This window comes from Cohnella candidum (genome assembly GCF_003713065.1).
GTDB lineage: Bacteria > Bacillota > Bacilli > Paenibacillales > Paenibacillaceae > Cohnella > Cohnella candidum.
The window spans coordinates 77242-103579 of sequence record NZ_CP033433.1 but is presented as its reverse complement, the minus strand read 5'-3'; the positions used below and the strand labels follow the sequence as shown (position 1 = coordinate 103579).

Here is a 26338-nt window from a genome sequence, read left to right as displayed (position 1 = left end):
TCAAGGCAGCAAATAAAGCAGAATCGCGAAAAAGTGGCAGATCGACCCCGCGAGCACGAACAGGTGCCATACCGCATGATGATGAGGAAACCCGCGCCACACATAGAACACGGCGCCGAAAGTATACAACAGCCCGCCGGCGATCAACAGCCACAAGCCGCCCGGCTCGAGAAGCGTCAGCAGCGGCTTCCAAGCGAATACGATCAACCAGCCCATCGCGACGTAAAACAGCGTGGACAGGACCAGAAATTTTTTCGTGAAAAATGCTTTGAAAACGACCCCGCCAATCGCAAGCCCCCACACCACTCCGAACAAGGACCAGCCCAACGGGCTTCTGAGCGCGGTCAGCAAGATCGGCGTATACGTGCCTGCGATGAACAAGTAGATGCAAGAATGGTCGAACGTCTCGAACAGGTCTTTCACTTTGCCTTCGGGAAATGAATGCACGAGCGTTGACGCGGTATACAGCAAGACCATCGTGACTCCGTAAATCGTAAAGCTGACGACGTGCCAAGCCGTGCCCTTCAGCGCCGCGAACACGATCAGGATGACGAGTCCCGCGATGCTGAGCGCCGTCCCGATGCCGTGCGTGACCGCATTGGCGACTTCTTCCCTCTTCGTATATACGTGCGTATCCGCCATGTCTGGTTGAACCTCGTTTCTCCTTGCGTAATCTCAGCGGGCCGGGAGTACGAGCTTCACGCTCGTGCCCTGCCCGGGCTGACTGCTCACCGAGAGCGTCCCTTCGTGGGCTTGAATGATTTTATAGCAAACCATGAGGCCAAGACCGGTCCCCTTCTCCTTCGTGGTGAGGAACGGCTCTCCCAATCTTTCCAGCAATTCCGCCGGCATGCCGACGCCCTCGTCTTCGATGTACAGGGTCAACTGCCGCTTCGGCGCGTCGGTTTCGTAGCGTACGGTTACCGTTCCGCCTCCCGGCATCGCCTCGATCGCGTTTTTCATCAGGTTGATCAGCACCTGCTTGATCTGATTTTCATCGCACTTGACCTTAGGCAGATCCTGGGACGTTTCCACCCGGAGGATGACGTTATGCAAGATGGCCTGCGATTCCAAAATCGGAATGATGCTCGTCAAAATGCGGTGGATGTCGTGCTCCTTGAACTGCTGCCGGTTGTGCGGCTTGGAGAGCACCATGAATTCGCCGACGATATAATTGATTCTCTCCAGTTCCGTCAGCATGATTTCATAATACTTGCGGTTTTCGTCCGAGTTTTGGTGGAGCAGCTGCGTGAAGCCTTTAAGCGCGGTCAAAGGGTTGCGGATTTCGTGCGCCACGCCCGCCGCCAGTTGGCCGACGACCGACAGCTTCTCGGACCGGATCAGGTATTGTTCGGACATTTTGCGTTCCGTGATGTCGATCAACGTACCGGATAAGGCTTCTTTGCCGTGAAAATACGATTTGGCCAGATGCATTTCCAAGTAGAGAACGTTTTGGTCCCTTCGAAGACCCGTAACGCCGAAGCGCCCGGTCGGAATGTTTTCGTGAAGCTTGTCGGCTTCCGACAGGAAACGGGGAATCTCGGTGAACGAGATATGGCTCAGGATCGAGCTTCCTTCCATCTCTCCAGGTTCATAACCGAAAATCTCTTCGCAATAACGGTTGACGTAGACCAATTTGCCTTCCTGCTCGATGAAGACGCCGACAAGGGCGTTTTCCGCCCAGTTCTGGTAGATCGCGTCGGTTTCTTTAAGCGACCGGTTCACGGACTCCGATTCGCGGATGCCGAAGAACAGCCGAACGAGCATCAGGATCACGCCGAGCAAGCAGCCGAACGCCACGGGCGTCGCCGGCGAGGACCCCGCCAGCAGCAGCACGAGCAGCAGGCCGCCGAATACGAGCGGCACGTGCCGTCTCAGGTGCGTCGCACGAGGTTGCTTCCGCAAGGCATCTTCCTCATGGGGGCGGCTCCCGTAAGCCCCCGCGAACCCCATGAACAGAAGACCTGCGAACCAGCAGAAATCCGGAATCACCACGCCGGCGCTGAGCCAATGGTCGCTTCCCTCCAACAGCCAGGACGAGGAACTTCCGACGGTTTTGAGCAGGAACGCCGCCGCCAGAAAATTCCGCGATCCTGACGGCATCCGCGACCGATCGAAGATGAACAGGAACATGAGGATCACGAGATTGACCGAGGAGCAGAACAAATTATAAATCGTCTCGGCATCGGTCAAATCATATTCGCCGAGCGACGGCCTGATGAATTGCTGCCAGTAGAGCGTGACGGAAACCGTCGTGAACAGCAGGATATCGAACAGAAAAGGAAACGCGGGATTTCTCCGATAACGGTTCTGTTCGTACAAGCCCATCAAAATGAAAAAATACTGCAAAATCCAAATGATTTCCGCCGGCCCGAACGCATTCGGAACTCCCCGAGTCAGGATCAGTTCCGCCGTCCAGTAAGTTTGGGCCGTGAAATAACCCAGAGCCCCGATGCCGTAATACAGCCAGAACTTCGATTTGCCCGACTGCCGGTAGGCCAGTAGCAGCACGATTCCGGCATAGAGGGCGCTCATTGCCTGCAAGACGTTGCTGACGACTATGCCTACGAACATGTCGCTGCGGTAGAAGAGCTCCCAGCCGACGTAAAGGACAAGCAGCAAAATCCCGATCCAACCTGCGATTCGGCTACATTTGGACACTGCGCTCCCGCTCCTTGAAGGACTCCGAAAGTCCCATTCGACAATGTTTACTTATTCCATAAGGAGGAAAAAAATCCTCTTTGGCTAAGCTTGTCGACCACGGGGAAACAGAAACATCCGAAACAGCAGGCAGCCTGCGGCCGCAATGCCCGCCATCGTGTAATACAAGGCGGCGCCTCCGTATTCGTCCATCAGCCATCCCCCGAGCGCGGAGCCGACGATCCCCGATACGCCGAAGAACACGGAGGTAAACGCCGTCTGCCCCGTCGACCTCCATTGTGCGGGAGCGATCGCGTGGATATATTGGATTCCGCCTACGTAGAACAGCACGAACGTCACGCCTTGCATCGCCTGCAGTGCCGCCAGCGCATATGGACTCGAAACGAAGCCGCAGAGCAGGAACCTCACGGCGTACATGGCGGCGGCCAGCGTCATGACGGCTCCCTCCCTGCCCAGCTTGACCCAGCGGGAGCTCAAGGCGAAGAACAAGGTTTCGGCTATCGTCATCACGAACCAGGCCGTGCCCGTCAGCCGCATGCTGCCGCCGAGCCTTTCGATGCGCAGGCCGAGGAACAGGTCGTTCATTTTATGGGCGACCGCGACGACCAAGACCAGCAGCAAGAACGTCCAGGCGCGCGATTGGCCGAAGAAGGCGAAAAGCTGCCGGAACGCCGGCGCCTTCGCAGACGTCCGGACGTCGGGAACCGTCAACCCGAGCAGCACGGCCGCGATGCCGCATCCCGCGAACACCCAGGAAAGGCTGTGCATGCCCCACAGATCGGACGCGTACCCGGCCGCGAGCGAAGCGATGGCATAGCCGAGCGCGCCGAACATGCGGATCGAGCCGAAGGGGACGCCCAGCCGCTGCGAGGTCTGGTAATTCAGGCTCTCCATCAGCGGATCGGTCGGCAGGAAAAACACGTACATCAACCCCACGCCGAGCGCGTAGCTCCAGGCTTGTTCGCTTTGGTACAGCAGGGCGCCGGCTGCGGTTCCCGCCGCCATCAGCGGCAGCAGCACCTTGAGAATCGTGCGGAACCGGTCGCTGACGACGCCCCAGGAAGGCTGCGACACGAGACTGATCAAGCTGCCCGCGCTGAGGAGCAAGCCCAGCTGCGTATCGGAAATGCCGATGCCCGACCCGTAAACGGGCAGGAAGGACAGGAACAGCGCGAATAGCGAAAAATAGCAAACGTTTAAAACCCTTAAACGGAAAACGGTAGACAAGGTTTATCTCCTTCGATCCGCGGTTAAGGCCGGCCCTGCGCCTTCATAGCCGCTCGATGATGTCGCCCGCGATCAGCGAGGCGGGAAATTCGCGCGAAGCCGCGGCACGGTCTCCGGCGGCGCCGTGCCAGTAGACGCCGCCGGCCGCTGCCTGCATGGCGTCCCAGCCTTGCGCCAGCAAAGCGCCGATGACGCCGGCCAGCACGTCGCCGGAGCCTCCCGTCGCCATGCCGGGATTGCCGGTCGTGTTGACGTACGCGCTCCCGTCCGGTCCCGCGACTACGGTACGGGCGCCCTTGAGCACGAGCGCGGCGCCAAGCCGTTCGGCGTACCGGCGGGCGAGGCCGATGCGGTCCGCCTGGACTTCGCGCGCGGAGAGACCGCTCAGCCGGGCCATTTCGCCGGGATGCGGCGTCAGCACCGCCCCGCGCTCCCTGCGCGGCCAAGACGCCGGGAAGTCTCCGGCGTCGGCCAGCATGTTGAGCGCGTCGGCGTCGAGGACGAGCGGCGCGTCCACCGATTCCCACAGCTCGCGGAGCCACGCGGCATCGCCGGGCCAGCGGCCGAGGCCGGGGCCCACGACGACGGCTTGCTTTCCGGCGGCCAAGGCAGCCACTTGCGCGGCGGGCACGCCGCTCCATTCGCCGCTGCCGCCGTCCGGCAGGCCGCGGATCATCGCTTCGGGCAGCCGTCCGGCGAGCGGCAGCGCCAGCAGCTCCGGCACCGCCCAGGTGACGAGGCCGCTGCCCGCCCGAAGCGCCGCCCTCGCGCAGAGCAGCCCGGCGCCGCTCATCGGGCGGGAGCCGGCGACGATAAGCGCATGGCCGTACGTTCCCTTGTGCGTGTCGGCGTCCCTGCGCAAGGGGAAAGGCATGCCCAGCTTGTCCTTCAACGTCTCTTCGTTCAGGACGAACGTGTTGACCTGCTGCCGCTTGACCGCTTCCGCGGGAATGCCGATCGGCCGCACGACCACTTCTCCGGCGGCTTCCGCTCCCGGATACAGGAGCAGTCCCCGCTTCATGGCGGCGAGAGCCACCGTGACGCGGGCGCGGATGCACGGGTCTGCGACTTCGCCGGTATCGGCGTTCAAGCCGCTCGGCAAATCCGCCGACACGATCGGCAAGCCGCTGGCGTTGGCTTCGCGGATCAACGAAGCGCAGGGCTCACGGGGCGGGCCCGACGTTCCCGTACCGAGAAGCGCGTCGACAATGCCGTCCCAGCGCGGCCAATCCGGCGTGCCGGGCTGCCCGTAAACGGCTTCCGTCAGCCCCATGCGGCGGGCGATGTCCCGCTGCGCCGCGGCTTCCCCGGACCAGCCGTCTGGGGAAGCCGCATACAGCAGCAGGACGTCATACCCCCGTTCGACCAAGTGTCTGGCGCACACGATGCCGTCGCCGCCGTTGTTGCCCTTGCCGACCAGTACGATCCACCGGGGAGCGCGTCCGTCCGCGTTGCCGCTGCGAGGGGCTTCCGTTTCCTGGATCCGGACGACCTCGTCGGCGACGGCCCTGCCGGCATTCTCCATCAACACCATCGCCGGAATGCCGATCCCTTCGATGGCGAATCGGTCGATCGCCCTCATTTCGGCGGACGTGACGAGGATCATGGCCTTTCCCTCCCTATGTTCGCTATGTCGCCTATGTCGCGTCGAACAAATCGAGCTGCTCCGGCTGCTTCCCGGGATCCTTCAGCTCCGGCGCGGCTTGTCCCAGCAGCTCCAACAGGTCCGCCGCGTTGCCCGCCGCATGGCCGCCGGAGTTGTTGTTGAAGATGACGGAGACTTCCTGCGACTGTTCCTCCAACATGGCCAACCGGTCCACCCACTCCGCCAGTTCCTCCCGGCTGTAGTGATAGAGGTAGCGGACGTCCCGCCAGTTCGGCGCTCCGCCCGAATTCCATCCGGAGACGTTGCGTCCATGCATCCGCACGATCGTCAGCCCGGGATCCGTGGCGCTCAGCACCGTCGGAACCGACGTCTCGCCGGCCTGGGGCTCGTCGCATACGCTGTGAATCCAACCTTCCCGTGCCATGAAGTCAAGCGTTTTCTGCCGGAACTCCGGCCGGAACCAGCTTTGATGCCGGAATTCCAGCGCGCACGGAAAGCCGGCCATTCTCTCCTTCGCCTCCCGAAGGACCCGAACGTTCTCCCGGATGCAGTCGAACCACGGCGGATATTGAAACAGAACCGCCTGCAGCTTGCCGGCAGCCCGCACAGGCTCCAACGAAGCACGGAAAGCTTCGAACGCGGCATCCAGCCCGTCGCCCGCCGGATTTCCCCTCCGGTGCCCCGTGAGCACCTGATAAGCCTTGACGACGAACCGAAATTCGGCCGGCGTATCTTCGGCCCACGCCTGGAAACGCTCCGGCGTCTGGATGGCGTAAAACGTGCTGTCCACCTCGACGACCGGCAGCTGCCGGGCGTATTCCTTCAGCTTGTTTTGCGGTTTGGTTCCCGGAGCGTACAACCGATCGTGGTCGCCCCAGCCCGCGAGCCCTACCCGGATCATGCCCCGAGCCTCCTCCCGCCTCTGGTTTCCGCATTTTGCATTCTCTCTCATTATAGACCCGGTTTTCTGGTTTGCCCAATCTCAGGGGGGTAATCCAATATTAATTCCGACTTGAGAGGTGAATGCACGATGGAACGAAGACAACTGGGAAAAACGGACATGAACGTAGCGGTCGTCGGGTTCGGCGGATACGAAATCGCGATGAAAAGCGTCGATACGACGACGGAAAACGCGGGTAAGCTGCTGAATGCCGCGCTTGACGAAGGGATGAACGTCATCGATACGGCCTCCATCTATCTCGACAGCGAGAAAATGATCGGGGACACGGTCTCTCACCGCAGGCAGGACTACTACTTGTTCAGCAAGCTGGGAGAAGGACAGAAAGCCGGGCTTCCCTATCCGGAATGGGACGTCCGCAACGCGAGGCCGAGCATCGAGCGTTCGCTGAGGGACCTGAAAACGGACTATCTGGACATGCTCTACATCCATAGCTGCTCCGAGGCCGTGCTGCGCCAAGGGGATCTGATCGAAGCGCTGCAGAAGTTCAAGCAGGAGGGATTGACGCGCTATATCGGCTACAGCGGGGACAGCACCGACGCCCTGTACGCCATCGGAACGGGCGTGTTCGATTCGCTGCAGACGTCGCTGAACATCGCCGACCAGGAAGCCGTTACGCTTACGCTGGACAAGGCGGCCGAGCGCGGCATGGGCATCGTCATCAAGCGGCCTCTCGCCAACGTCGTCTGGTCCCGGCAAGGTGCCGAAAACGCGCCGGAAGATTATATCAAGCGCTTGGAGAAGCTGGACTTCCCGTTCAAAAACGAGGATTCGGATAAAATCACGGAAATTTCGCTGCGTTTCGTCCTCAGCTTCCCGCAAGTGCATTTGGCCTTGGTCGGCACGAAAAATCTCGACCATATGATGAAGGCGTTCGAATTCGCGCGGAAGGGCAAGCTGGAGCCCGAGCAGTTCGACCTGATCCGCAGGCGCTGGGAAGAAGTGCATGAGCCTGCATGGGCCGGACTCAAGTAATTCTCTGTATGCGCAAGAAAGGCCGGGGAGTTGCTCCCCGGCCTTCTTTTACGGTAATTTCCGTCATTTTACGATTTAAGGGTGGCTCGGTCTGTCTTCAATCACCTTGACCGCCTGGGTCAACACGGTCAGAATGTCGGACTGCAACTGGTTGTTTAAATAAAGCGCCTTGACGTAGGCTTCGCCCGCCTGGCTGGACGTATAGCGGGGAGGCAGCTTATTCAAGGTCAGCAGCAGGATGTCGAGCTGGCATTTATCGCAATCGCAGACGAGTGTCCGCTGCTTCAAATAATTGTCCTCGAACAGCCGAATGACGATGGGCTCCATCGCGTTCAACACGGCGTATTCCTTCGTATCTTTCATCTCTTTCACTCCTCGCGGTAATGGAACCGACCCTCTTGCTCAAACTTTACCATCTTGTCCTTCCGGTTGAAAGAGCTCCGAACGAAACATTTTCGACAATTGCCTCGAATATTCCACAAATGGCGACCGAAACGGGAGGAAATCTCGAACCCTCCGTAGAATTTGTCCGTATCTGTGATTATAGTAAATTTTTCATAGAACATGAGGTGTTACGATGAAATTCAGGGGCATTTACCTTGCCGTCATTTGTTGTTTTATGCTAGCGGCATGCGGAAACAAAGCACAGACGGCGAGCGGAAACCAAGTCCATAAGCCGTCGCTGGACGTGAAATGGAAGGTCGAAGGAACCACGTTCGCCATAGACGTGGAGACGGACATGCACATCTCGCCCGAGCATTACGGCCAAGGGCGCAAGACAGGCGAAGGACATATCCATATGTACCTGGACGACAACGACAAAATCGGAGTCACGGAATCCCATTACGAGTTTCCGAACGTCCCCTCGGGCGACCACATTTTGAAGGTTTCGTTGCACAACAACGACCATACGCCGTATGACGTCACCAAAACGATCAAATTCAAAATTCCCTAACCCATCGCCCAGAGGAGAACCGCCGTGTCCAGCAAACTCAGCCTGCAAAAAAGGATATTGATCCTCGTCAGCTCGGTGACCGTGATCATGATGTCCGTCATCGTCTGGTTCGACTCTTACAGCCTGCAGAAATCCGTCCAGGAGACGTACATCAGCCAACTGGACGGCATGACGACGGCGATCAACGGCCGATACGAAGAATCGCATAACATGCAAGACGTTCAGCAAATTTTCGATTACATCCAATACAAGAACGCCAACGTCATCGAATTAACGCTCTACGGAGACAAGGAGATTCTCGCCTCCACGAACCGCGACCGGATCGGGCAGCCCTCGCCTTCCGGCATGATCCAAATGCTCGAAACCCGGCGCACGCTGGTCGAGCAGTTCCACGGAGACGACGGGACGCCGCAGGATCGGTTGACCGCGCCGCTGAAGGAAGACGGGGTCACGGTCGGCGCGATCGAGCTGCTGCTGAACACCTCGGAGAGCGATGCCTTGATTCACCAGCGCACGCTTCTTATCATCGTGGTCGGCTCCACCATCACCGTCCTGCTGCTCGTCTCGCTGTATTTCATCATCCGGAGGCTGCTGATCCGCCCTCTGCTGAAAATCCGCGAGGCTGCGGTATCCGTCAAGGAAGGGGAAGCCTACCGGCCGATTCCGGTCATGGCCAGCCGGGAGATCAACGAAGTCGCTTCCGCCTTCAACGAAATGGTGCATAAGCAGGAAAACCGCTACAGCGAGCTGCAGCAAGCGATGAGCACGATCAAGCAGACGCAGAAGCAGCTGGTGGAATCGGAGAAGATGGTGGCGTTGGGAAGCCTCGTCGCGGGCGTGTCCCACGAAATCAACACCCCGCTCGGCATCGGCGTCACCGCCTCTTCTTTCATGGCGGAGAAGTCCAAGGAGTTTCAGAAGCTGTACCAATCGAACGCCATGAAACGCTCCGACCTGGAGGAATTTCTGAAAACGGTGCTCGATACGACGGGCATGATCCAAGCCAACCTGTCCCGCGCTTCCGAGCTGGTCAAGAGCTTCAAGCAGGTGGCCGTCGACCGTTCGGTGGAAATCAAGCGGAAGTTCCATGTGAAAGAGTACGTCCGCGAAGTGCTCGTCAGCCTGCAGCCGCAGCTCAAGAAAACGAAGCACCGCGTTGAGCTGACCGGAACGGACGGCGTGGAGATTCTGAGCGATCCCGGGGCCGTATCGCAAATCGTCACCAATTTGATCATGAATTCCCTCATCCACGCATTCGAGCCGGATTCCGAGGGCACGATGACCATCGATATCCGGACCGATGAAAGCGAAGGCCTCACCCTCCTGTACTCCGATAACGGCAAAGGCATGCCGCCGGAAATCGTGGAGCAGATCTTCAACCCCTTCTTCACCACCAACCGCGGAGGAGGCGGCACCGGACTCGGCATGAATATCGTTTACAATCTGGTGACGCAGTCTCTGGGAGGCACGATCCGATGCGAGAGCCAGGTAGGAGCCGGGACCGCGTTTATTATCCAAATTCCGATGAATGAGGGATGACATAATGGCAAGCGATCAGCAAGAGGATTTCCTTATCTTCGCCGACGAGGATCTGGCGGAGACGGCCGACGCAGGCCGCGAGAAAGAGTATTGGAAAGTCATCATCGTCGACGACGAACAGGAAGTGCACCACCTCACCCGGATGGTGCTGAGCGATTTCGAGTTCGACGGCAAGCAGCTCGAATTTCTGAGCGCCTATTCGGAAACGGAAGCTTATCGCGTCATCCGTGAACATCCCGACGCGGCGATCATTCTGCTCGACGTCGTCATGGACCAGGACGACTCTGGCTTGCGCCTCGTCAAATATATCCGGGAAGAACTGAAGTACTCCTCGGTCCGGATCATCCTGCGCACGGGGCAGCCCGGACAGGCGCCGGAGAAGGTCGTCATCACGAACTACGACATTAACGACTACAAGGAAAAAACCGAGCTGACCACGCAGAAGCTTTTCACGACCATCATGGCCGCCCTGCGCTCGTACCGCGATATCATGGTCATCGAAAACAACAAGGTCGGCCTCGAGAAGATTATCAAATCGTCCGCCGACCTTTTCGAGCTGAAGTCGATGAAGAAATTCGCGTCCGGCGTGCTGACGCAGTTGACCTCGATCCTCAACCTGCATAAGAACGCGCTGCATTGCAACAGCTTCGCCGTCGCGAAAGGGCAAGAGGAAATCTATATCCTGGCGGCATCCGGCGACTACGAGCTCAGCGAAAACGCCAAAATCGAGGAAGTCGTGCCGGCGCACGTGCTGAGCAGCATCGAGCGAACGTTCCGGGAGAAGAAAAGCACGTTTCACGAGGACCATTTCACCTGCTATTTCGAAAGCAAAACCGGGCGCGAAAACGTCATCTATTTCGAAGGCTCGAAGTCCCTGAACGAATGGAACCGGTACTTGATCGAGATTTACTGCTCCAACGTCTCCGTCGCGTTCGAAAACCTGTACTTGAACGAAGAAGTCGAGACGGCCCAGAAGGAGATCATCTTCACGCTCGGCGAAATCGCGGAAACCCGCTCGAAGGAAACGGGCAACCACGTCAAACGGGTGGCCGAATACTCCAAGCTGCTGGCCTTGAAATACGGCCTGCCCGAGGAAGAGGCCGAGCTCGTGCGCCTCGCCTCCTCCATGCATGACGTCGGCAAAGTCGCGATCCCGGACGCCGTGCTGAACAAGCCGGGCAAGCTGACGCCGGATGAGTTCGAGCTGATCAAGGAGCACGCGAATTACGGCTACGCCATGCTGAACCACTCCAACCGCGACATCATCAAAACGGCGGCGATCATCGCGTACCAGCACCACGAGAAGTACGACGGCTCGGGATATCCGAACGGGTTGGCCGGCGAGGACATCCACATCTACGGCCGGATCACGGCGGTGGCGGACGTGTTCGACGCCCTCGGCAGCGACCGCGTCTACAAGAGCGCTTGGAGCCTCGAGGACATCCTCGCGCACTTCCGCGAGCAGCGCGGGAAGCATTTCGACCCGAAGCTGGTCGACATCTTCTTCGAGAACCTGCCGGCCATCCTGAAAATCCGCGACCAGTACTTGGATCCGAACCTCGCCGCGGGCTGAGGGGGGCGTCTCCCCCGGTTGCCGCTGATTCCGCGCATTCGCTGCGAATTTAGTGGGAAATCCTCCCGCTATTCCGCCGCAAACTCGCAAAATCGCAAAATTAATGGGAAAACCTCCAACTAATTCGCCGGGTCATGCCACTTATGCCCCTCTGGGCGAAGATTAGTGGGAGGTTTTCCCGTTATTCCGCCGCAGTCCCGATGAACACGAAAATTAGTAGGAAGTTTTCCCGCTAATCCAAATAATCCACGGCTCCTCTAACTAACTCATAGCGAACGACCCGCTTCCCACGCTCTCCCGTTACGGGAGTCAACCAGCCTTTGTCCGACAACTTCCGCATCATCGCGATGGCCGTTTTAAGATCTATCCCGTAATACTCAGCAACATCCTTCGGCCGCAGGGGCGAAACCGACCTTACAGCCAGACGAATCAGCTCCTTCTCAGCCGGCAAAGCTCTGGAAACCGGTGACGCGCCGGACCGAAAGCGGCTCATCACCATGCGGAGCAACGCTATGCATGCGTCGGGACGCTGTTCTACGTCGTCGTAAGCGAATGAGATGACCGTATACCCCATCGCGGTAAGAAACGTTTCCCGGTTCAGCTCGTGGCAGTATTTAAGCCGGTCCATATCGCGCACGTGCGCCGCATACCCTTTGATCTCGATGATGAGGCGGATGAAGGGAGTGATCCAGGCAAAATCCGCGAAGTAAGAGCGTCCTCTCCAATCCGGCACTTCATACTCCGGGTGCAGATGATCGAAATGGCCGCACAACTCCCACCAAACGTTCCGCGCAAACGAGGTCTCCGCGTGCCGATGCCCCCTCTCCAGCCTTCCCCGGCGCTCTCCCGATCTCTTCTCCAAATGCCCGGCTATCCACTTTTCATGTGCTTCCTCGAAATCCATGCTGCCGACACCTCCTCCGCAAAATAGAAAAACGCCCCTCACCGCTCATCGAGCGAAAAAGGACGTTCTTCGTCACATCTAAATACGATTTTATAGCGCAAATGTCCGTTTGGCTAGCGGCGGCTCGTCTCCCCCTGCACTGCCGCTTTCACGCGGCCGATCTGGGTGGCGAGGTAGAGGATGAACAGCAGCAGCACGAGGCCGATGCCGATCACCGACAGGTTGATCGACACGTCCGCCTCGCTCATCGCGAGATAGATCGACAAGCCGAGGACGGTGAGCGCCTGCTCGATGAAGTTCTGGACGGCGATCGTTTTGCCGGAACCGATGGTGTCTTTGCCCTCCTCCTGCAGCATCGTGTTGAGCGGGATGAGGAAAATGCCGCCCAGGATGCCGATGACGAACAGCAGCGCGATCGTGAACCAGAGGCTCGGGATCAGGCTCGCCACCATGACGCACAGCACCATGAACAAGCCGTAATAGAAGCTTCGGTACAACTTGCCGGCCGGTACCAGAAGAGGCGTCAGTACGGCGCTGATGACGACGCCGATCGCCGTCACGCCGATGATCAGGGACTGGTCCTCCGTGTCCGTGATTCCGAGATTCACCGGCAGCCAAGCGACGAGCGCGATGCGCAGCACCGACGCGGTCAGCCAGAAAGACGACGTGCCGATCAGCGAAAACCGTGCCCGGCGCAGACGGAACAACGCCGCGGTATCGCGGAGGAACTGCTTGGCCGACTCGCCGTAACGAATGGACGCGTCGCCTCCTTGCACCGGAACGGCGAACGTTAGCAGCAGCGACAGCAAGTAGACGCCCAAGCAGGCCAAAATCGCCGGCAAATCGGAGTTTTGCGCGAGGATCCCCCCGGCTACCGTGCCGAGCAGGATCGCGAGAATCGTGGTCCCCTCGATTTTGGCGTTCGCCTTGAGCAGCTCGCTTTCGCTATTCGTCAATTCGCTCAAGATCCCGTACTTGGCCGGCGAATACACGACCGCACCCACGCCGACGAACAGGTAACACAAGGCCGGCGGCAGCCCGAACAGCAGCAATGCGATGCCGATTCCTTTCAGCAAGTTGCCGACGAGCAATACGCGCGATTTCGATTTCTTGTCGGCGAACGCCCCGACGACCGGAGCGAGCACCACGTAAGCGAGCAAAAACGCGATTTGGATGTACGCGACGGTGCCGTCCGGATTGTCATCGCCGCTGCGGTTCACCATCCCGACGATCAGAAAAAAGTTCAAATTGTCCGCGAACGCGCTTAAAAACTGGGTCCATACGACTGCGTTAATCGGCGAGAGCCGCTTCTTCTTACCCGACATTCCTGCGATTCCTCCCAAACTGACAAGCCCAATCCAACCTTATCCTATTCTCTTTTGAACCGCCCGAATCCTTGCAGCTCGGGATAAAAAAAATAGCTTGTCCCCTTGCCCCCGACGAGGAGCGCCGAAGCGCCGGGTATCCCCCGCGGAACGACGACCTCACGACCTCTCGACGTGGTAAAACTTCGCCGCATAATAACCGATCCCATTCACGATCCCGTATAAAACGATGGACAGTAACGCCAGCATGGCGATGCTCACCATGACCATGTGCATTTGGAACACTTGCCCTCCATAAATGATCAGGTAGCCGAGGCCCGCTTTGGAAGACAGGAACTCGCCCATGATGACGCCGACGAGCGTAAGCCCTGCATTCACCTTCAGCGTAGCGATGACATTCGGGATGCTCGCCGGCAGCAGCACCATGCGGAGCATCTGCATTTTGGTCGCTCCCAGCGATTCCATCAGCTTCAGCTTCGTCCGGCTGATCTCCCGGAACCCGCTTTCGATCATGATAATCGTCACGACGAGCGATATCGCGATCGCCATACCGTAAATCGAATAACGGTCGCCCAGCCAAATGTAGAAAATCGGGCCCAAAGCGACTTTGGGCAGCGCGTTCAGCACGACCATGTACGGATCCAGCGCCTTGGACGCGAAAGGGGACAGCCAGAGCAGGACGGCGATGACGAGTCCCAGTACCATGGAGACCGCCATGCTGATTACCGTTTCCCATGCGGTAATTCGGAAATGCATGAACAGGCTTCCTCCGCCGAAGGCGAGCTCCCGGAAGGAACGCAGCAATTGGGAAGGCTGGCTTGTCAGCATCGGATCGACCCATTGCCGCCTCGCCGCCAGCTCCCACAGAAGCAGAAACGCGGCCAGCAGAGCGAACCGCGAGAGCCAAATCATCAGCAGCCTGCGTTTTTGGCCGCGCAAGTACCGCTCATAGGGCGACGCTTCCTTACCCGGACGCCTGAACATGGCCCCCCAGCTCCTTCCAAATGGCGTTGAAGCACGCATGGTAGCCGTCCGCCTCCCGCTTCTGCCACGGAGACAGCGCCGTCCCTTCGCCGAAACGGATCGGATACGCGGCGGAAATCGTGCTCGGCCTCCGGGACATGACCAGCACGCGGTCCGCCATGCTGATCGCCTCGGAAATGTCGTGCGTGACGAGGATGGCCGTCTTGCCCTGCTCCTTGATGATCCGGAAAACTTCGTCCTGCAGCGTCAAACGCGTCTGGTAGTCCAATGCGGAGAACGGCTCGTCGAGCAGCAGGATATCCGGATCGGTCACGAGGGTACGGATGAGCGCCACCCTTTGCCTCATGCCGCCGGAAAGCTGCATCGGATTATGGTCCGCGAAACCGCTCAGCCCATAGCGTTCCATCAGTTCGAGCGCCCGACCGCGGGCTTTGCGGAGGTCCATCCGGCGGACCTCCGCGCCGACCAGCAGATTGCTGAACACGTCCCGCCACTCGAACAGATGGTCATGCTGGAGCATGTAGCCGACTTTGGGCGACGTCCCGTTCACTTCCGCCCCCTCGATCAGCACCTTCCCCCGCGTCGGCTTGAGCATGCCCGAGATGAGGGAGAGCAGCGTGCTCTTCCCGCAGCCGCTCGGGCCGACGAGGCTGATGAACTCTCCCGCTTCGACGGACATTCCGACATTCCGCAGGGCCTCGGTCTCCTGCCTCAGCGTGAAATAGCTCAGCCCCACGCCATCGAGTTCGATCTGTGCCATCGGCTTACTTCCCTTCTTGGCCGATTTTGCGCACGAAGCTCATGTCCGCCACTTCCTCCAGGTTCGCCAGCTTCTCTTCCGGCTTCAGCACGCCGTTATCGATCAGCACGTTTTGCAGCGTATCGAACGCTTCCGGCGTCAGTTCCGGTACGGCCGGCCAGGTGTCCTGGCTCTTATAGCGTTCAATGGAAGACAGAATCAGTTCCTTGGACGTCCCCTCGAAGAAAGGCATCAACGCATCCGCGATTTCGTCGGAAGAAGCGGTATTGAGCCACTGCCGGCCTTTGGCGACCGCGTTTACGAAGCTTTGAATGATGTCGGGATGGCTCCGGATGTAGTCCGAGGTGGCGACGAACGAGGTTTCCGGATAGGCGCCGAAGTCTTCCCCAAGTGAAGCGGCGTAATAGGCCTTTCCTTCCTTCACGAGCGAGGAAGCGACCGGTTCGTAAACCTGAATATAATCCCCTTGGCCGCTCGTGAAGGCGCCGACCATGGCCGTGCTGGCGATATTGGTGATCACTTTGGCGTCCTTCACGCCTTCCTTGGCGAGCAGCGAGTTCAGCACCATCTGGGGCGCGCTCCCCGGCCTCCAGCCGATCACCGTTTTGCCGGACAGATCGCTCCATTTGAAGGAATCCGTCTTGTTGCGGGACAGCAGGAAGGAGCCGTCCTTGAGCGTCAGCTGGTGAAAAATTTTCAGCGTTTTGGCGCCCTTCTGGTTATGGATGTAGATCGCGGTTTCCGGGCCGACCATCGAGATATCGGCGTTTCCGGCAATTAAAGCCGCGGCCCCTTTGTCGGAGCCTTGCGCGGTGTTCATGTCGACCTTAAGGCCTTCTTCCTCGTAAAAACCTTTCGAAATCGCGATGTAATGGGGCGCATAGAAAATGGAACGGATGACCTCCGAAAATTTGACCGTGACGAGCTCCTTCGGAGTCGATTCGGCGGATGGAGAAGCGTTCGCGGAACCGGACGGCATGACGGACGGAGAGTCCGTGCCGGTTGAAGCGCCGGGCGAATTCGAACGGCTTCCGCATGAGGCCGCGAGAGCCAGCACGATTACGGAAATCAGCAGCAAGGCGATCGATCTCGCTTTGATCATCGTTGTTCTACCTCCTTGGTGGGCAGCTTGTATAACTCGGGATTCTCTGCTTTTAACTTATGACATCCGCGGAGAAAGGTGAGTCGGGGAAGTTTTGCCCGGACGGTTCGGCAGAACGAAAAAACGCATGCCCCGTCGGCATGCGCTTGCACTCGATCCTTCTTATTCCGCGTCCATCTGCTCCGCCGCTTCGAAAACATTGTTTTGGGGCACTTGCGTGAGGGCTTCCTGCCACTCCGTCCGTTCCTGGATATTTTCGGCCGCCCAATCGTCGAAGGAGCGGTCCAGAAGCATTTCCCGGCCTCGGTCCTCATTAACGTCCGAATCCCATTCTACCCCGCCGCTGCGCGCTTTCGGGCTTTTCATCGTAATGTACCGGGGAGACATCCCGCTTCGCACCTCTTTTCCGCTCAATTTACCGTTATCTTTCCTCCAAGGTTTGGCAAACATACGGATAGCCCTTTTACCCGCCCGCGAAAACGGGTATCGATTGATGAAGAAGCGCACGCCGCACCGAATCGAACTACAGAATGCAGAGGGATGCCGAATGCGAACGAGAAGCGACCAAGAGCGAACATGGCGCGACTTTTACGGGCCCAATCTGGGCTACGTGGAAGAAAGATACGAGCGCTACCTGGAAAATCCGGAAAACGTCAGTCCGCAAGAACGCCAGCTCTTTGCGGATTGGGGAGCCCCACCGGCCGTTCAGAACCGCGAAGATCCGGGTGCCGGCGCAGTACCGACGCCGTCCGACGCCGCAGCCGACCCGCGTGTCCTTCAAAAAGCCGTCGCGGCGGGCAAGCTGGTCTGGAACATCCGCGCGTACGGCCATCTGGCGGCCGACATCGATCCGCTGGGCATCGGCCCGAAAACCGACGCCCGGATGCTGGAGCCCGAGACTTACGGTATCACGCAGGCCGACCTGACCGAGCTGCCCGCCCAATGGGTGTGGGGAGACGCGCCCTATCCGCTGCAGAACGGGTGGGATGCGGTCCGGAAGCTGAAAGCGGCTTATTCGGGTACGATCGCCTATGAGTTCAATCACGTTCACGCCAACGAGGAAAGAGAATGGCTGAACCGGCAGGCCGAAGCGGAGATCCCCGCGGCCTCCCTGAACGCGGAAGAAAAGAAAAATTTGCTTAGCCGCATCATCGCCGCCGAACAGTTCGAGGATTTCCTCCAGCGGACCTTCGTGGGACAAAAGCGGTTCTCCGTGGAAGGAGTCGACGTGCTCGTGGCGATGACCGAGGAAATCGTGCACGAGCTGATTAACGACGGCGCCCGCCACGTCCTCATGGGAATGGCGCACCGCGGCCGGTTGAACGTGCTGGCCCACGTGCTCGGGAAGCCGTACGGCAACATTTTCTCGGAGTTCCACCATTCCCCGAACAAAAACCTGATTCCGTCGGAGGGCTCGATCGGCATTAACTACGGCTGGACGGGCGACGTGAAATACCATCTCGGCGCCAACCGCTCCATCCCGACCGGGGAAACCGCGGAAACCCGGCTGACGCTGGCGAACAATCCGAGCCATCTGGAGTTCGTCGCTCCCGTCGTTATGGGATTCACGCGCGCTGCTCAAGAGGACAGGAGTGCCCCAGGCGCTCCGCGCAGGCAAACGGACACGGCGGCGGCGATCGTCTTGCACGGTGACGCCGCGTTCCCGGGCGAAGGCATCGTGGCCGAGTCGCTCAACTTCACCAACCTGCCGGGCTATTCCAACGGCGGCACGATCCATGTGATCGTGAACAACCGCATCGGCTTCACGACGGGCAGCAAGGACGCCCGTTCCACCCGCTATGCCAGCGACCCGGCCAAAGGTTTCGAAATCCCGATCGTCCACGTCAACGCGGACGACCCGGAAGCGTGCATCGCCGCCGCCCGCCTGGCCGCGGGTTACCGGAACCGTTTCAACAAGGACTTCCTGATCGACTTGGTCGGGTACCGCCGTTATGGGCATAACGAAACGGACGACCCGGAAACGACGCAGCCGCTGATCTACCGGAAGGTTAAGGCGCATCCGACCGTCGCCGCGCTTTATGCGGACAAGCTGATGCGCGAAGGCGTGTTGACCGCGGACGAGGTGGAGCGTTTGAAGCAGGAAGCCGTCGGCCGCCTGAGAGAGGCGTACGAGCAGGTCAAACGCCAAGAGTTCCGCGACCCGGTCCATCAAGCCCAGCCCACGGCCGAAATCGGCCCGGAGAATCCGCTGGAAACCGCGGTAGATCTCGGCCTTCTGCGCCGGATCAACGAGGGGCTCCTGAAACGTCCCGACGGTTTCCACGTCTATCCGAAGCTGCAACGGATTCTGGAAAGACGGGCGGACGCGCTGAACGAAGGCGAGAAGCTGGACTGGGGTCACGCCGAGACGCTCGCTTTCGCGACGATTCTGGCGGACGGCCGGCCGATCCGGCTCAGCGGCCAAGACGCGGAACGCGCGACGTTCGCGCACCGCAACCTCGTGCTGCATGATTACGAGACGGGAGAAAGCTTCTGCCCGCTTCACGCGCTGCCGGAAGCGAAAGCATCGTTCGCGATCCACAACAGCCCGCTCTCCGAGGCCGGCGTGCTCGGCTTCGAGTATGGCTACAACGTGTACGCCCCGGAGACGATGGTCATCTGGGAAGCGCAATACGGGGATTTCGCCAACGTGGCGCAGCCGCTGATCGACCAATTCATTTCGGCGGGCTACTCCAAATGGACGCAGCGCTCCAGCATTACGCTGCTGCTGCCGCACGGATACGAGGGACAAGGGCCGGAGCACTCCAGCGCCAGGCTGGAACGGTTCCTGCAGCTGTCGGCCGAGCACAACTGGACGGTCGCTTATCTGAGCTGCGCGGCCCAATACTTCCACCTGCTGCGCCGGCAGGCGGCCATTTGCGGCACGCAAGCGGCCAGACCGCTCGTGTTGATGGCGCCCAAAAGCTTGATTCGCAACCCACGCGTGGCGTCACCCGCAACGGACTTGAGCTCAGGCTCCTTCCGCAAGGTGCTGGAACAGCACGGTCTTGGCGAGTCGCCCGAACGGGTGGAACGCCTTGTCCTCTGCACGGGCAAGATGGCGATCGACCTGGAGGAAACCCTGCAGAAAACCGCCGCGGAACCCGATGACGGGCGGGAATGGCTGCACATCGTGCGAATCGAGCAGCTTTATCCGTTTCCGGAGCGGGAAATCCGGGCGATTCTGGAGAAGCTGCCGAACTTGAAGGAAATCTGCTGGGTGCAGGAAGAGCCCCAGAACATGGGAGCCTGGTTCTTCATGGAGCCCCGCATCCGGCAGGCATTGGCGAAGCCGGTCACGGTCCGTTACATCGGACGGCCGGAGCGCGCGAGTCCGGCCAGCGGTTTTCAGCAAGTCCACGGCTTAGAGCAGCAATGGATCGTGTCTCAGGCGCTCACGCCGAAACCGCGCGCAACGCAAACAACGGGAGGGAACGGGGATGTTTGAAGTCAAAGTACCGGCCATGGGTGAATCGATCACGGAGGGAACGATCTCCAAATGGGCCGTTCGCGTCGGGGACCCGATCAAGGAAGGCGACCTGCTGCTGGAGTTGGAAACCGACAAGGTAAATCTGGAAATCAGCGCGGAGCAAAGCGGGGTGCTGTCGGAAATTGTCCGCCAGGAAGGCGACACGGTGCAGATCGGCGAAGTCGTCGGCCTCATCGGCGAAGCCCAAGGCGCCGCAGCGGCAGGGACGCCGCCGGCGGCTGCGGAGGCCCCGAGCCAGCCGGCCGCTGCCGCCGCGCCCGCGCCATCATCCGCTCCAGCAGCGCAGCCTGCGCCGGGCGCTCCGTCGGCCCGCGGCGCAGAGCCTGCTCCCGCGGCGCCTGGCGACGCCTTGGCGCCGGCTTCGCCGGCCGCGCGGAAGCTGGCCCGCGAGAAAGGGCTCGACCTGAACCGCGTCGAGCCCCGCGACCCGCTCGGCCGCGTGTATCCCGCCGACGTCCGCTCGGCCGGGACCGCTCCGGCGCCGTCGGCGGCCGCGATTCCAGCGGCAGCGCCTGCCCCTGCCGCGCCGGGTAAACCGGAGCAGCGCAAACGGATGTCGCGGCGCCGGGCCACGATCGCGAAGCGCCTGGTCGAAGCGCAGCGCACCGCGGCGATGCTGACGACCTTCAATGAGGTCGACATGACGGCCATCCTCGACCTCCGCAAACGGAGAAAGCAGTCGTTCCAGGACAAATACGAGGTGAACCTCGGCTTCATGTCTTTCTTCACCAAGGCGGTCGTCGGGGCGCTGAAAGCTTTCCCGCTGCTGAACGCGGAAATCGACGGCGAGGACATCATCACCAAGCAGTACTACGACATCGGCATTGCCGTCGCGGCCAAGGAAGGGTTGGTCGTCCCCGTCGTCCGCGATGCGGACCGCCTCGGCTTCGCCGAAATCGAACGAACGATCGGACAGCTGGCGGCCAAAGCCCGGAGCAACACGCTAGAGTTGTCCGACCTGCAGGGCGGCACGTTTACGATCACCAACGGCGGCGTGTTCGGCTCCCTGCTGTCTACGCCGATTTTGAACGCTCCCCAGGTCGGCATTCTGGGCATGCACAAAATCCAGATCCGACCCGTGGCGATCGACCAGGACCGCATGGCCAACCGCCCGATGATGTACATCGCTCTGTCCTATGACCACCGGATCGTGGACGGCGCCGAAGCGGTGCAATTCCTCGTCAAGGTAAAGGAAATGCTCGAAGATCCGGAAACGCTGCTGCTGGAAGGCTGAAAGCCTCCGACGAGCATGAAAAAAGGCTTCCCCGAACGGACGCGGTCACGCGTTCCTCGTTACGGGGAAGCCTTTTTTCGTTACGGATTCGAGACTGTGACCTGCGAGGTCGCCGTAAACGAACCGTCAGTTGTCGTTGCCGTTATCGTGGCCGTTCCTGAACCTGCTGCCGTCACGAGGCCCTTCGCGTTCACCGTCGCGATCGACGTGTCGCTGCTTGTCCAGACGACGGTTTTCACCGTTGCGTTCGTCGGGGAAATGACGGCGGCCAGCTGAGCCGTCTTGCCTGTTTTCAGCGTCAGTTCGGTCTTATTCATTGTCACGCCGTTCACCGATACCGGTACCGTGATCGTCATCACCGCCGTTTTCCCGTTATGAGCCTTCACGGTTATGACCGCTTTGCCGGGTGCAACCGCAGTCACCGATCCGTCTGCGTCCACGGTCACGACCGAACTCTTGCTGCTCGTATACGTAAGGCTCGTCACCGTCGCATTCTCAGGGCCGATCGTGACTTCAAGCTTGAACGTTTCGCTGACTTTCAAGGTTTTCGTTTTGTCCATCGTGAGTCCGGTGACCGGCTGAATGACTTTGATTTTGATGGAAGCCGTCTTGGCGCCGTCCGTGGTCGTCACCGTAATGTTCGCTTCCCCGACGGCAAGGGCCGATACGACGCCGGCTTTGCTGACCGTCGCGACGGCTTCATTGTCGCTCGACCAGGACGCGGTTTTGTCCGTTGCGTTCTTCGGAGTCACTACGGCGGCAAGTTTAGCCGTCTTGTTGATATCGATCGTCAAATCGGTCTTGCCCAGCGCCACGCTCTCGACGGGCACCGGAACGATAATCGTTGCAGCGGCTTTCTTCCCGTTCGCGGATTTGGCCGTAATGACCGTTTTGCCGGGCGCCACGGCCGTCACTTTGCCGCTGTCGTCCACGGTTGCCACGGAAGGATTGCTGCTCGTCCATGTCACGCTAAGATCGGATGCGTTGACCGGAGCGACCGTCGCGGTAAGCGCGAACGCAGACTCGCCGATTTTCAGCGTCTTGCTTTTCACATCCAGCTTGACGCCGGTAACCGGTTGGATCACGGTAATATCGGCTGTCGCCTTGAAGGAACCGTCGACCGTCGTCGCCGTGATGGTGACGCTGCCGGCGGTTTTGGCAGTCACGACGCCGGTCGCGTTAACCGTGGCTACGTTGGTGTCGGATGACGTCCAGGTCACTTTCTTGTTCGTCGCGTTCGAAGGTCCGACGACGACCGCCAGTTTCACGGTTCCGCGAACGTTCACGCTCGGAGCGTACGTCGACATCGTCACGCTCGTTACCGCCACCGGGTCCCAATAGTCGAGATTCAGGGTCACGAGCAAGTCCGTGTTGTCCGGGGTTCGAACGAAATCGGTCATCCCGTAGCCGTATCTCGTAATGTTGTTGAATCCTTTAATCGCCGTTTTGATGTCCGTAAGCGCGGTGCTTTTCGGCGTATATCGGAACTTGAGGGAATGATTGTGCGCATCGATCGCGTTCTGGATTTGGTAAGTCAGGCCGGTAACGCTTTGCACCGTATTTTCGTCCTTCAAGTAGGGAAGTCCGATCGAAGTCTCAAGATCTCCGTAAAAGGTCGCGTTAGCGGCGTCGGACGTTTTCTTGGCGGCCAGCGTATCCGCGAACTCGGTGACGGCAGCCGGGTATGTTTTGGTCCAGGTGTGGTTGGCCTTGATTTCCGTGTCGGTCAGATTGAAGTAATCGTAGACGATTCTTCCCGCCACGTCGGGAACCGGGTCGTCCCACGTCGTGTCGAGATGGTACCAGCTGCCGTCCAGCTTGACCAGGTTCCAGGTATGAAGCTGCTTGTTCGCGACGCCTTCGATGATTTTATTTTCGATTCCCGCTTTGGAGAGCATTTTGTAAGCGAGCAGCGCATACCCCTGGCACACCGTCTTCTTGTTGCCGAAAAGCCCGGCATAAGCGGAGTGCTGCACCAACGAAGTGTCGTAAGCGAGATTCGTTTCGATCCAATCGTGAATCGCTTTTTCCTTCTGAAAATCGTTCATGCCGGCGGTGATGATAGTCCCCAGGACCTCGTTCACTTTGGCTTCGACCGCGTCCGCTTGCGTCTTGCTCTCCCAATAGGTGAAGGAGAACGTGTAAGTGGAAGAGTTCGCGGTATTCGTCCAAGAGTATTTATACGATTTCGAGCTGTAATAAAGATAATTGTCCGAATCGAAAATGGCGCCCAAAATCGTGCCTACATCCGCCGAGGGCAACTGTCCGCCGGTATAGGTAATGGTATAAGTGGCCGGTCTTTGAAGCAATCCGGCGTACAGCTTGTTTTGGAATTCCGTTTTATCCGCCGCGGTATCCGTTGCCGCATAGGCGGTCGTCGTTCCGAAAACCTCCGTGAGAAGGCCGATGCCGAACAGCAAGGAGAAACCCAGCAGCAGTTTGAGGACAGGTATTTTCATGACAAGCAGCTCCTTCGTGAAGGTTCGAGGCAGGTTCGATGGAATAGGAAGACTTTACCTACTTATATCGGCGTGCCGGGCCCCAAAATGAAGGAAACAAAAAGGCTTCCCCGGGCGGACGCATCACGCGTACCACATTATGGGGAAGCCTTCTTCTTGCGAGTTAAACCGTCTTCCTCTTCCATCCCACGATCAGGACGGCGCCGGCGAGGATCAGCACCATCGCCATAAACGGCTGATGGGTGAACCGGCTGAGCAGCGTTCCGACCGAGAACACCGTGAAGAACAACGCGGACAGCACGGTGAGGATGTTGATCGGAATGAGCAGCCATTTGTTCCGGCTGCCGAAGAAATAAAATTCGAACAGGCCGACCGCGACCGAGAAAATGAAACCCGGCCACATGAAGCTCCATCCGTCCGTCAGCATCGCGATCTGGCACACGACGCCCGCCGTTGCGAGAATGCCGCCCGGAATGAGCAGACCCGTTCCCCTTCTTCCCGTCATCGAAAAATACATCCAGTGGAAAAACAGTCCCAGCGGGATCACGAACAGGCTCGGCCACATGTATCCGATGAGGTGTCCCGTTCCGATCGCTTCGCCGCGGCCGAAAAACAGCATGAGCGCACCGATCGCCAGCAGCACGACTCCCATAAGCGCGCGATTGTTCATTTCGCTTCCTCCTTCGATTCACTCATCCGTCATTTTCCATGCTCCAAGTATAGAGCGCGGAAATTCCCGGCGCTTCCAGCGGAAGCCAAGGGCGGACCTGGACCAAAGTCGGATTTTCGCGCGCTTACGCGCTTCTCTTGAGCTTGAAGTTGGCGACGGCGCTGTTGAGAGTTTCCGCCAGCCGGGCGAGCGATTGGGACGTCGCCGCCGTTTCCTCGGCCGCCGCGGCGGATTCTTCGCTCGTCGATGCGATGCTATCCACGGACCGCAGCACCTCGGATGCCTGCGCCGCCTGTTCCTCGCTGGCCGCGGCGATTTCCGTCACCTTGGCCGCGGACTCGCCGACCATCGCGACGATCCTGTCGAAGGCTTCGCTCGTCCGAATGGAAGAGGTCACTCCCTCCTGCACAGCCGCGACGCTTTGCCTGGTGTTTTCCTGGATGCCTCGGATGATGCGGGTGATCTGCTTGGTCGCCTCACCGCTTCGTTCCGCGAGCTTGCGCACTTCGTCGGCAACGACGGCGAAGCCCTTGCCCTGGTCTCCCGCGCGCGCCGCTTCAATCGCGGCGTTCAGCGCCAGCAGATTCGTCTGCTCGGCGATATCGTCGATCACCTCGATGATTTCGCCGATTTGGTTCGAGTCCTGCTGCAGCTTGCTCATTTGGGCGCTGACGCCGTTCATTTCCTGGATGGACCCGCTCAACAGCTTGCCGCCGTCTATGGCGACCTGAACGGTCCGACCGGAGAGCTCCGCGGCCTGTTCCGCGTGTTCGGCGACGGAATGGACGGCGGACGAAAGCTCCCGGAACAATTCGTTCATCGTCTGGGCAGCTGCCGCCTGCGCCGTGCTCCCGCCCGCGATTTCTTCCGTCGTGGCGGAAATTTGCAGCGAAGCCGCGGAAACGTTTTGCGCGGACGCCGTGATCTGACCGATGACGCCCCGTAGATCGATCGCCATTTTATTGGCCGATTCGATGACGAGGCCGATCTCATCCCTGTTGTTCACCTCGATCAGGTCACCAGACAAATCTCCATGAGCGATTTCGCGGATCCGCTTTTCCAACACGCCGAGCGGCCGCGTGATCGAACGGAAAACGGCGATTCCCGCACCGACGCTGAGCGCGACGGAAACAGCGAGGATCGAGAAAATGAGAATCGCGTCCCGCTTCGTCCGGTCGGCGACGTGCTGCTTTGTCTGAGCGTCCAGCTTCGCCAGCATGTCGGTGATGATCGGATCCAGCTCCTTGCGGGCGTCCCTCTCCTCTCCGAAATGGATTTTGACCGCATCGTCGCGTTTCCCGCCGTCATACGCTTTGAGCACTTTATCTCCCGCGGCGGAGAATACGCCGTAATTCGCTTCGATTTTCGAGATCGTTTGCAGCGTTTGGTCGTCCATCCCTTGCGCGTCTTTGATCTGCGCCAGAAGATCCTGGACTTCCGCTTTCTTCTTTTTCATTTCGTCTATGTAACTTGGAGTTCCCTGCAGCAGATAACCCCGCTCGTCATTGGAGATGCCGGTCAGTTTGAACTGGATTGATTTGACTTGGAAACGCAGTTCCTGTACGCCGAGCAGGCTTCCATAAGCGTGATGGGTGCTCAGGTTATTGAAATAGGAATAGAGGCCGGTAAATAAAATGATGCAGGTAAGAACGGTCATGGTAAGGATGAGTTTCATTCTGATTTTCATGGTGTATGCTCCTCCGCGGGCTGTCTTGGCGTGCAATTCCGTTCCTTGCGCCTGGCCATTTCCGTTGGCCTCCGCTCCCCCTTCCGTTCATGCGGGCAAAACAAAAAACACCCTTTGGCAGCCCGGCCGTCATCGCTTTCGCCTTAGACCCGAGGCTTTGCGTCCCTGACTTTCGACAGGTTTGCCCTTATCAGTCGTGTTTTCGTCTCCGTCAAATTTATAGTAATAG

The 26338-nt window shown here is 59.3% G+C and carries 21 protein-coding genes and 1 riboswitch; of the genes, 6 read left to right on the top strand and 15 right to left on the bottom strand.

Going from position 1 to position 26338, the window contains the following annotated elements; all coding sequences use genetic code 11:
- The 5 genes from trhA to EAV92_RS00395 form a co-directional block, all read right to left on the bottom strand.
- Window positions 1-642, bottom strand: a complete 642-nt coding sequence (gene trhA, locus EAV92_RS00415; RefSeq protein WP_123039268.1) for a PAQR family membrane homeostasis protein TrhA — start codon at window positions 640-642, stop codon at window positions 1-3.
- A 33-nt stretch (window positions 643-675) separates the two neighbouring features.
- Window positions 676-2661 carry an ATP-binding protein gene (locus tag EAV92_RS00410; RefSeq protein ID WP_123039267.1) on the bottom strand — a complete coding sequence of 662 codons (1986 nt, stop codon included), beginning with the start codon at window positions 2659-2661 and terminating at the stop codon, window positions 676-678.
- A gap of 84 nt (window positions 2662-2745) precedes the next feature.
- Window positions 2746-3888 carry an MFS transporter gene (locus tag EAV92_RS00405; protein ID WP_123039266.1) on the bottom strand — a complete coding sequence of 381 codons (1143 nt, stop codon included), beginning with the start codon at window positions 3886-3888 and terminating at the stop codon, window positions 2746-2748.
- Window positions 3889-3931: 43 nt separating this feature from the next.
- Window positions 3932-5494, bottom strand: coding sequence for an NAD(P)H-hydrate dehydratase (locus tag EAV92_RS00400; RefSeq protein ID WP_123039265.1), 1563 nt, complete (start codon window positions 5492-5494; stop codon window positions 3932-3934).
- A gap of 31 nt (window positions 5495-5525) precedes the next feature.
- Entirely contained in the window at window positions 5526-6395 is an 870-nt protein-coding gene (locus EAV92_RS00395) for a DUF72 domain-containing protein (RefSeq protein WP_123039264.1), read from the bottom strand.
- 129 nt (window positions 6396-6524) lie between these two features.
- On the opposite strand from EAV92_RS00395, the gene EAV92_RS00390 reads away from it, so the two are divergent.
- A complete protein-coding gene (locus EAV92_RS00390; RefSeq protein WP_123039263.1) occupies window positions 6525-7427 on the top strand; it encodes an aldo/keto reductase in 903 nt (300 codons plus the stop codon).
- Between the two features lie 75 nt (window positions 7428-7502).
- Here the strand turns inward: EAV92_RS00390 and EAV92_RS00385 are convergent, their stop codons facing one another.
- Complete coding sequence (locus EAV92_RS00385) at window positions 7503-7790, bottom strand: late competence development ComFB family protein (protein ID WP_123039262.1); 288 nt, start codon at window positions 7788-7790, stop codon at window positions 7503-7505.
- A gap of 214 nt (window positions 7791-8004) precedes the next feature.
- On the opposite strand from EAV92_RS00385, the gene EAV92_RS00380 reads away from it, so the two are divergent.
- Genes EAV92_RS00380 through EAV92_RS00370 form a run of 3 tightly spaced genes read left to right on the top strand, consistent with a single transcriptional unit; the run spans window position 8005 to window position 11494 of the window.
- Window positions 8005-8382, top strand: a complete 378-nt coding sequence (locus EAV92_RS00380) for a hypothetical protein (protein ID WP_123039261.1) — start codon at window positions 8005-8007, stop codon at window positions 8380-8382.
- Window positions 8383-8406: 24 nt separating this feature from the next.
- Complete coding sequence (locus EAV92_RS00375; protein WP_123039260.1) at window positions 8407-9921, top strand: sensor histidine kinase; 1515 nt, start codon at window positions 8407-8409, stop codon at window positions 9919-9921.
- A gap of 4 nt (window positions 9922-9925) precedes the next feature.
- Window positions 9926-11494, top strand: a complete 1569-nt coding sequence (locus EAV92_RS00370) for a DUF3369 domain-containing protein (RefSeq protein ID WP_123039259.1) — start codon at window positions 9926-9928, stop codon at window positions 11492-11494.
- Between the two features lie 232 nt (window positions 11495-11726).
- On the opposite strand, the gene EAV92_RS00365 is transcribed toward EAV92_RS00370, so the two are convergent.
- The 6 genes from EAV92_RS00365 to EAV92_RS00340 all read right to left on the bottom strand — a co-directional run bounded on the left by EAV92_RS00365 (window position 11727) and on the right by EAV92_RS00340 (window position 16956).
- Window positions 11727-12398 (bottom strand): DUF559 domain-containing protein, encoded by a 672-nt coding sequence (locus tag EAV92_RS00365; RefSeq protein WP_123039258.1) that lies wholly within the window; start codon window positions 12396-12398, stop codon window positions 11727-11729.
- Between the two features lie 113 nt (window positions 12399-12511).
- Window positions 12512-13723, bottom strand: a complete 1212-nt coding sequence (gene lplT / locus EAV92_RS00360; protein WP_123039257.1) for a lysophospholipid transporter LplT — start codon at window positions 13721-13723, stop codon at window positions 12512-12514.
- A 159-nt stretch (window positions 13724-13882) separates the two neighbouring features.
- Window positions 13883-14707 carry an ABC transporter permease gene (locus EAV92_RS00355; RefSeq protein WP_123039256.1) on the bottom strand — a complete coding sequence of 275 codons (825 nt, stop codon included), beginning with the start codon at window positions 14705-14707 and terminating at the stop codon, window positions 13883-13885.
- Complete coding sequence (locus EAV92_RS00350; protein WP_123039255.1) at window positions 14688-15467, bottom strand: ABC transporter ATP-binding protein; 780 nt, start codon at window positions 15465-15467, stop codon at window positions 14688-14690. The genes EAV92_RS00355 and EAV92_RS00350 overlap by 20 nt, the downstream gene beginning before the upstream one ends.
- Before the next feature lie 4 nt (window positions 15468-15471).
- Window positions 15472-16569, bottom strand: a complete 1098-nt coding sequence (locus EAV92_RS00345; RefSeq protein ID WP_123039254.1) for an ABC transporter substrate-binding protein — start codon at window positions 16567-16569, stop codon at window positions 15472-15474.
- Between the two features lie 162 nt (window positions 16570-16731).
- On the bottom strand, window positions 16732-16956 hold the full coding sequence (locus EAV92_RS00340) for a hypothetical protein (protein WP_241158391.1): 225 nt from the start codon (window positions 16954-16956) through the stop codon (window positions 16732-16734).
- 160 nt (window positions 16957-17116) lie between these two features.
- Between EAV92_RS00340 and EAV92_RS00335 the strand changes: the two genes are divergently transcribed.
- The gene (locus tag EAV92_RS00335; RefSeq protein WP_123039253.1) at window positions 17117-20017 is read left to right on the top strand and encodes a 2-oxoglutarate dehydrogenase E1 component; all 2901 of its coding nucleotides are present in this window, start codon (window positions 17117-17119) and stop codon (window positions 20015-20017) included.
- Window positions 20010-21293 (top strand): 2-oxoglutarate dehydrogenase complex dihydrolipoyllysine-residue succinyltransferase, encoded by a 1284-nt coding sequence (gene odhB, locus EAV92_RS00330; RefSeq protein ID WP_123039252.1) that lies wholly within the window; start codon window positions 20010-20012, stop codon window positions 21291-21293. The genes EAV92_RS00335 and odhB overlap by 8 nt, the downstream gene beginning before the upstream one ends.
- Window positions 21294-21373: 80 nt before the next feature.
- Here odhB and EAV92_RS00325 read toward each other — a convergent pair whose 3' ends face one another.
- From EAV92_RS00325 to EAV92_RS00315, 3 genes are all read right to left on the bottom strand, one after another.
- Entirely contained in the window at window positions 21374-23752 is a 2379-nt protein-coding gene (locus tag EAV92_RS00325; protein ID WP_123039251.1) for an Ig-like domain-containing protein, read from the bottom strand.
- A 163-nt stretch (window positions 23753-23915) separates the two neighbouring features.
- Complete coding sequence (locus EAV92_RS00320; protein WP_123039250.1) at window positions 23916-24422, bottom strand: hypothetical protein; 507 nt, start codon at window positions 24420-24422, stop codon at window positions 23916-23918.
- A 124-nt stretch (window positions 24423-24546) separates the two neighbouring features.
- Entirely contained in the window at window positions 24547-26109 is a 1563-nt protein-coding gene (locus EAV92_RS00315; RefSeq protein WP_123039249.1) for a HAMP domain-containing methyl-accepting chemotaxis protein, read from the bottom strand.
- Between the two features lie 113 nt (window positions 26110-26222).
- Window positions 26223-26305, bottom strand: a riboswitch (cyclic di-GMP riboswitch).
- Window positions 26306-26338: the final 33 nt, after the last annotated feature.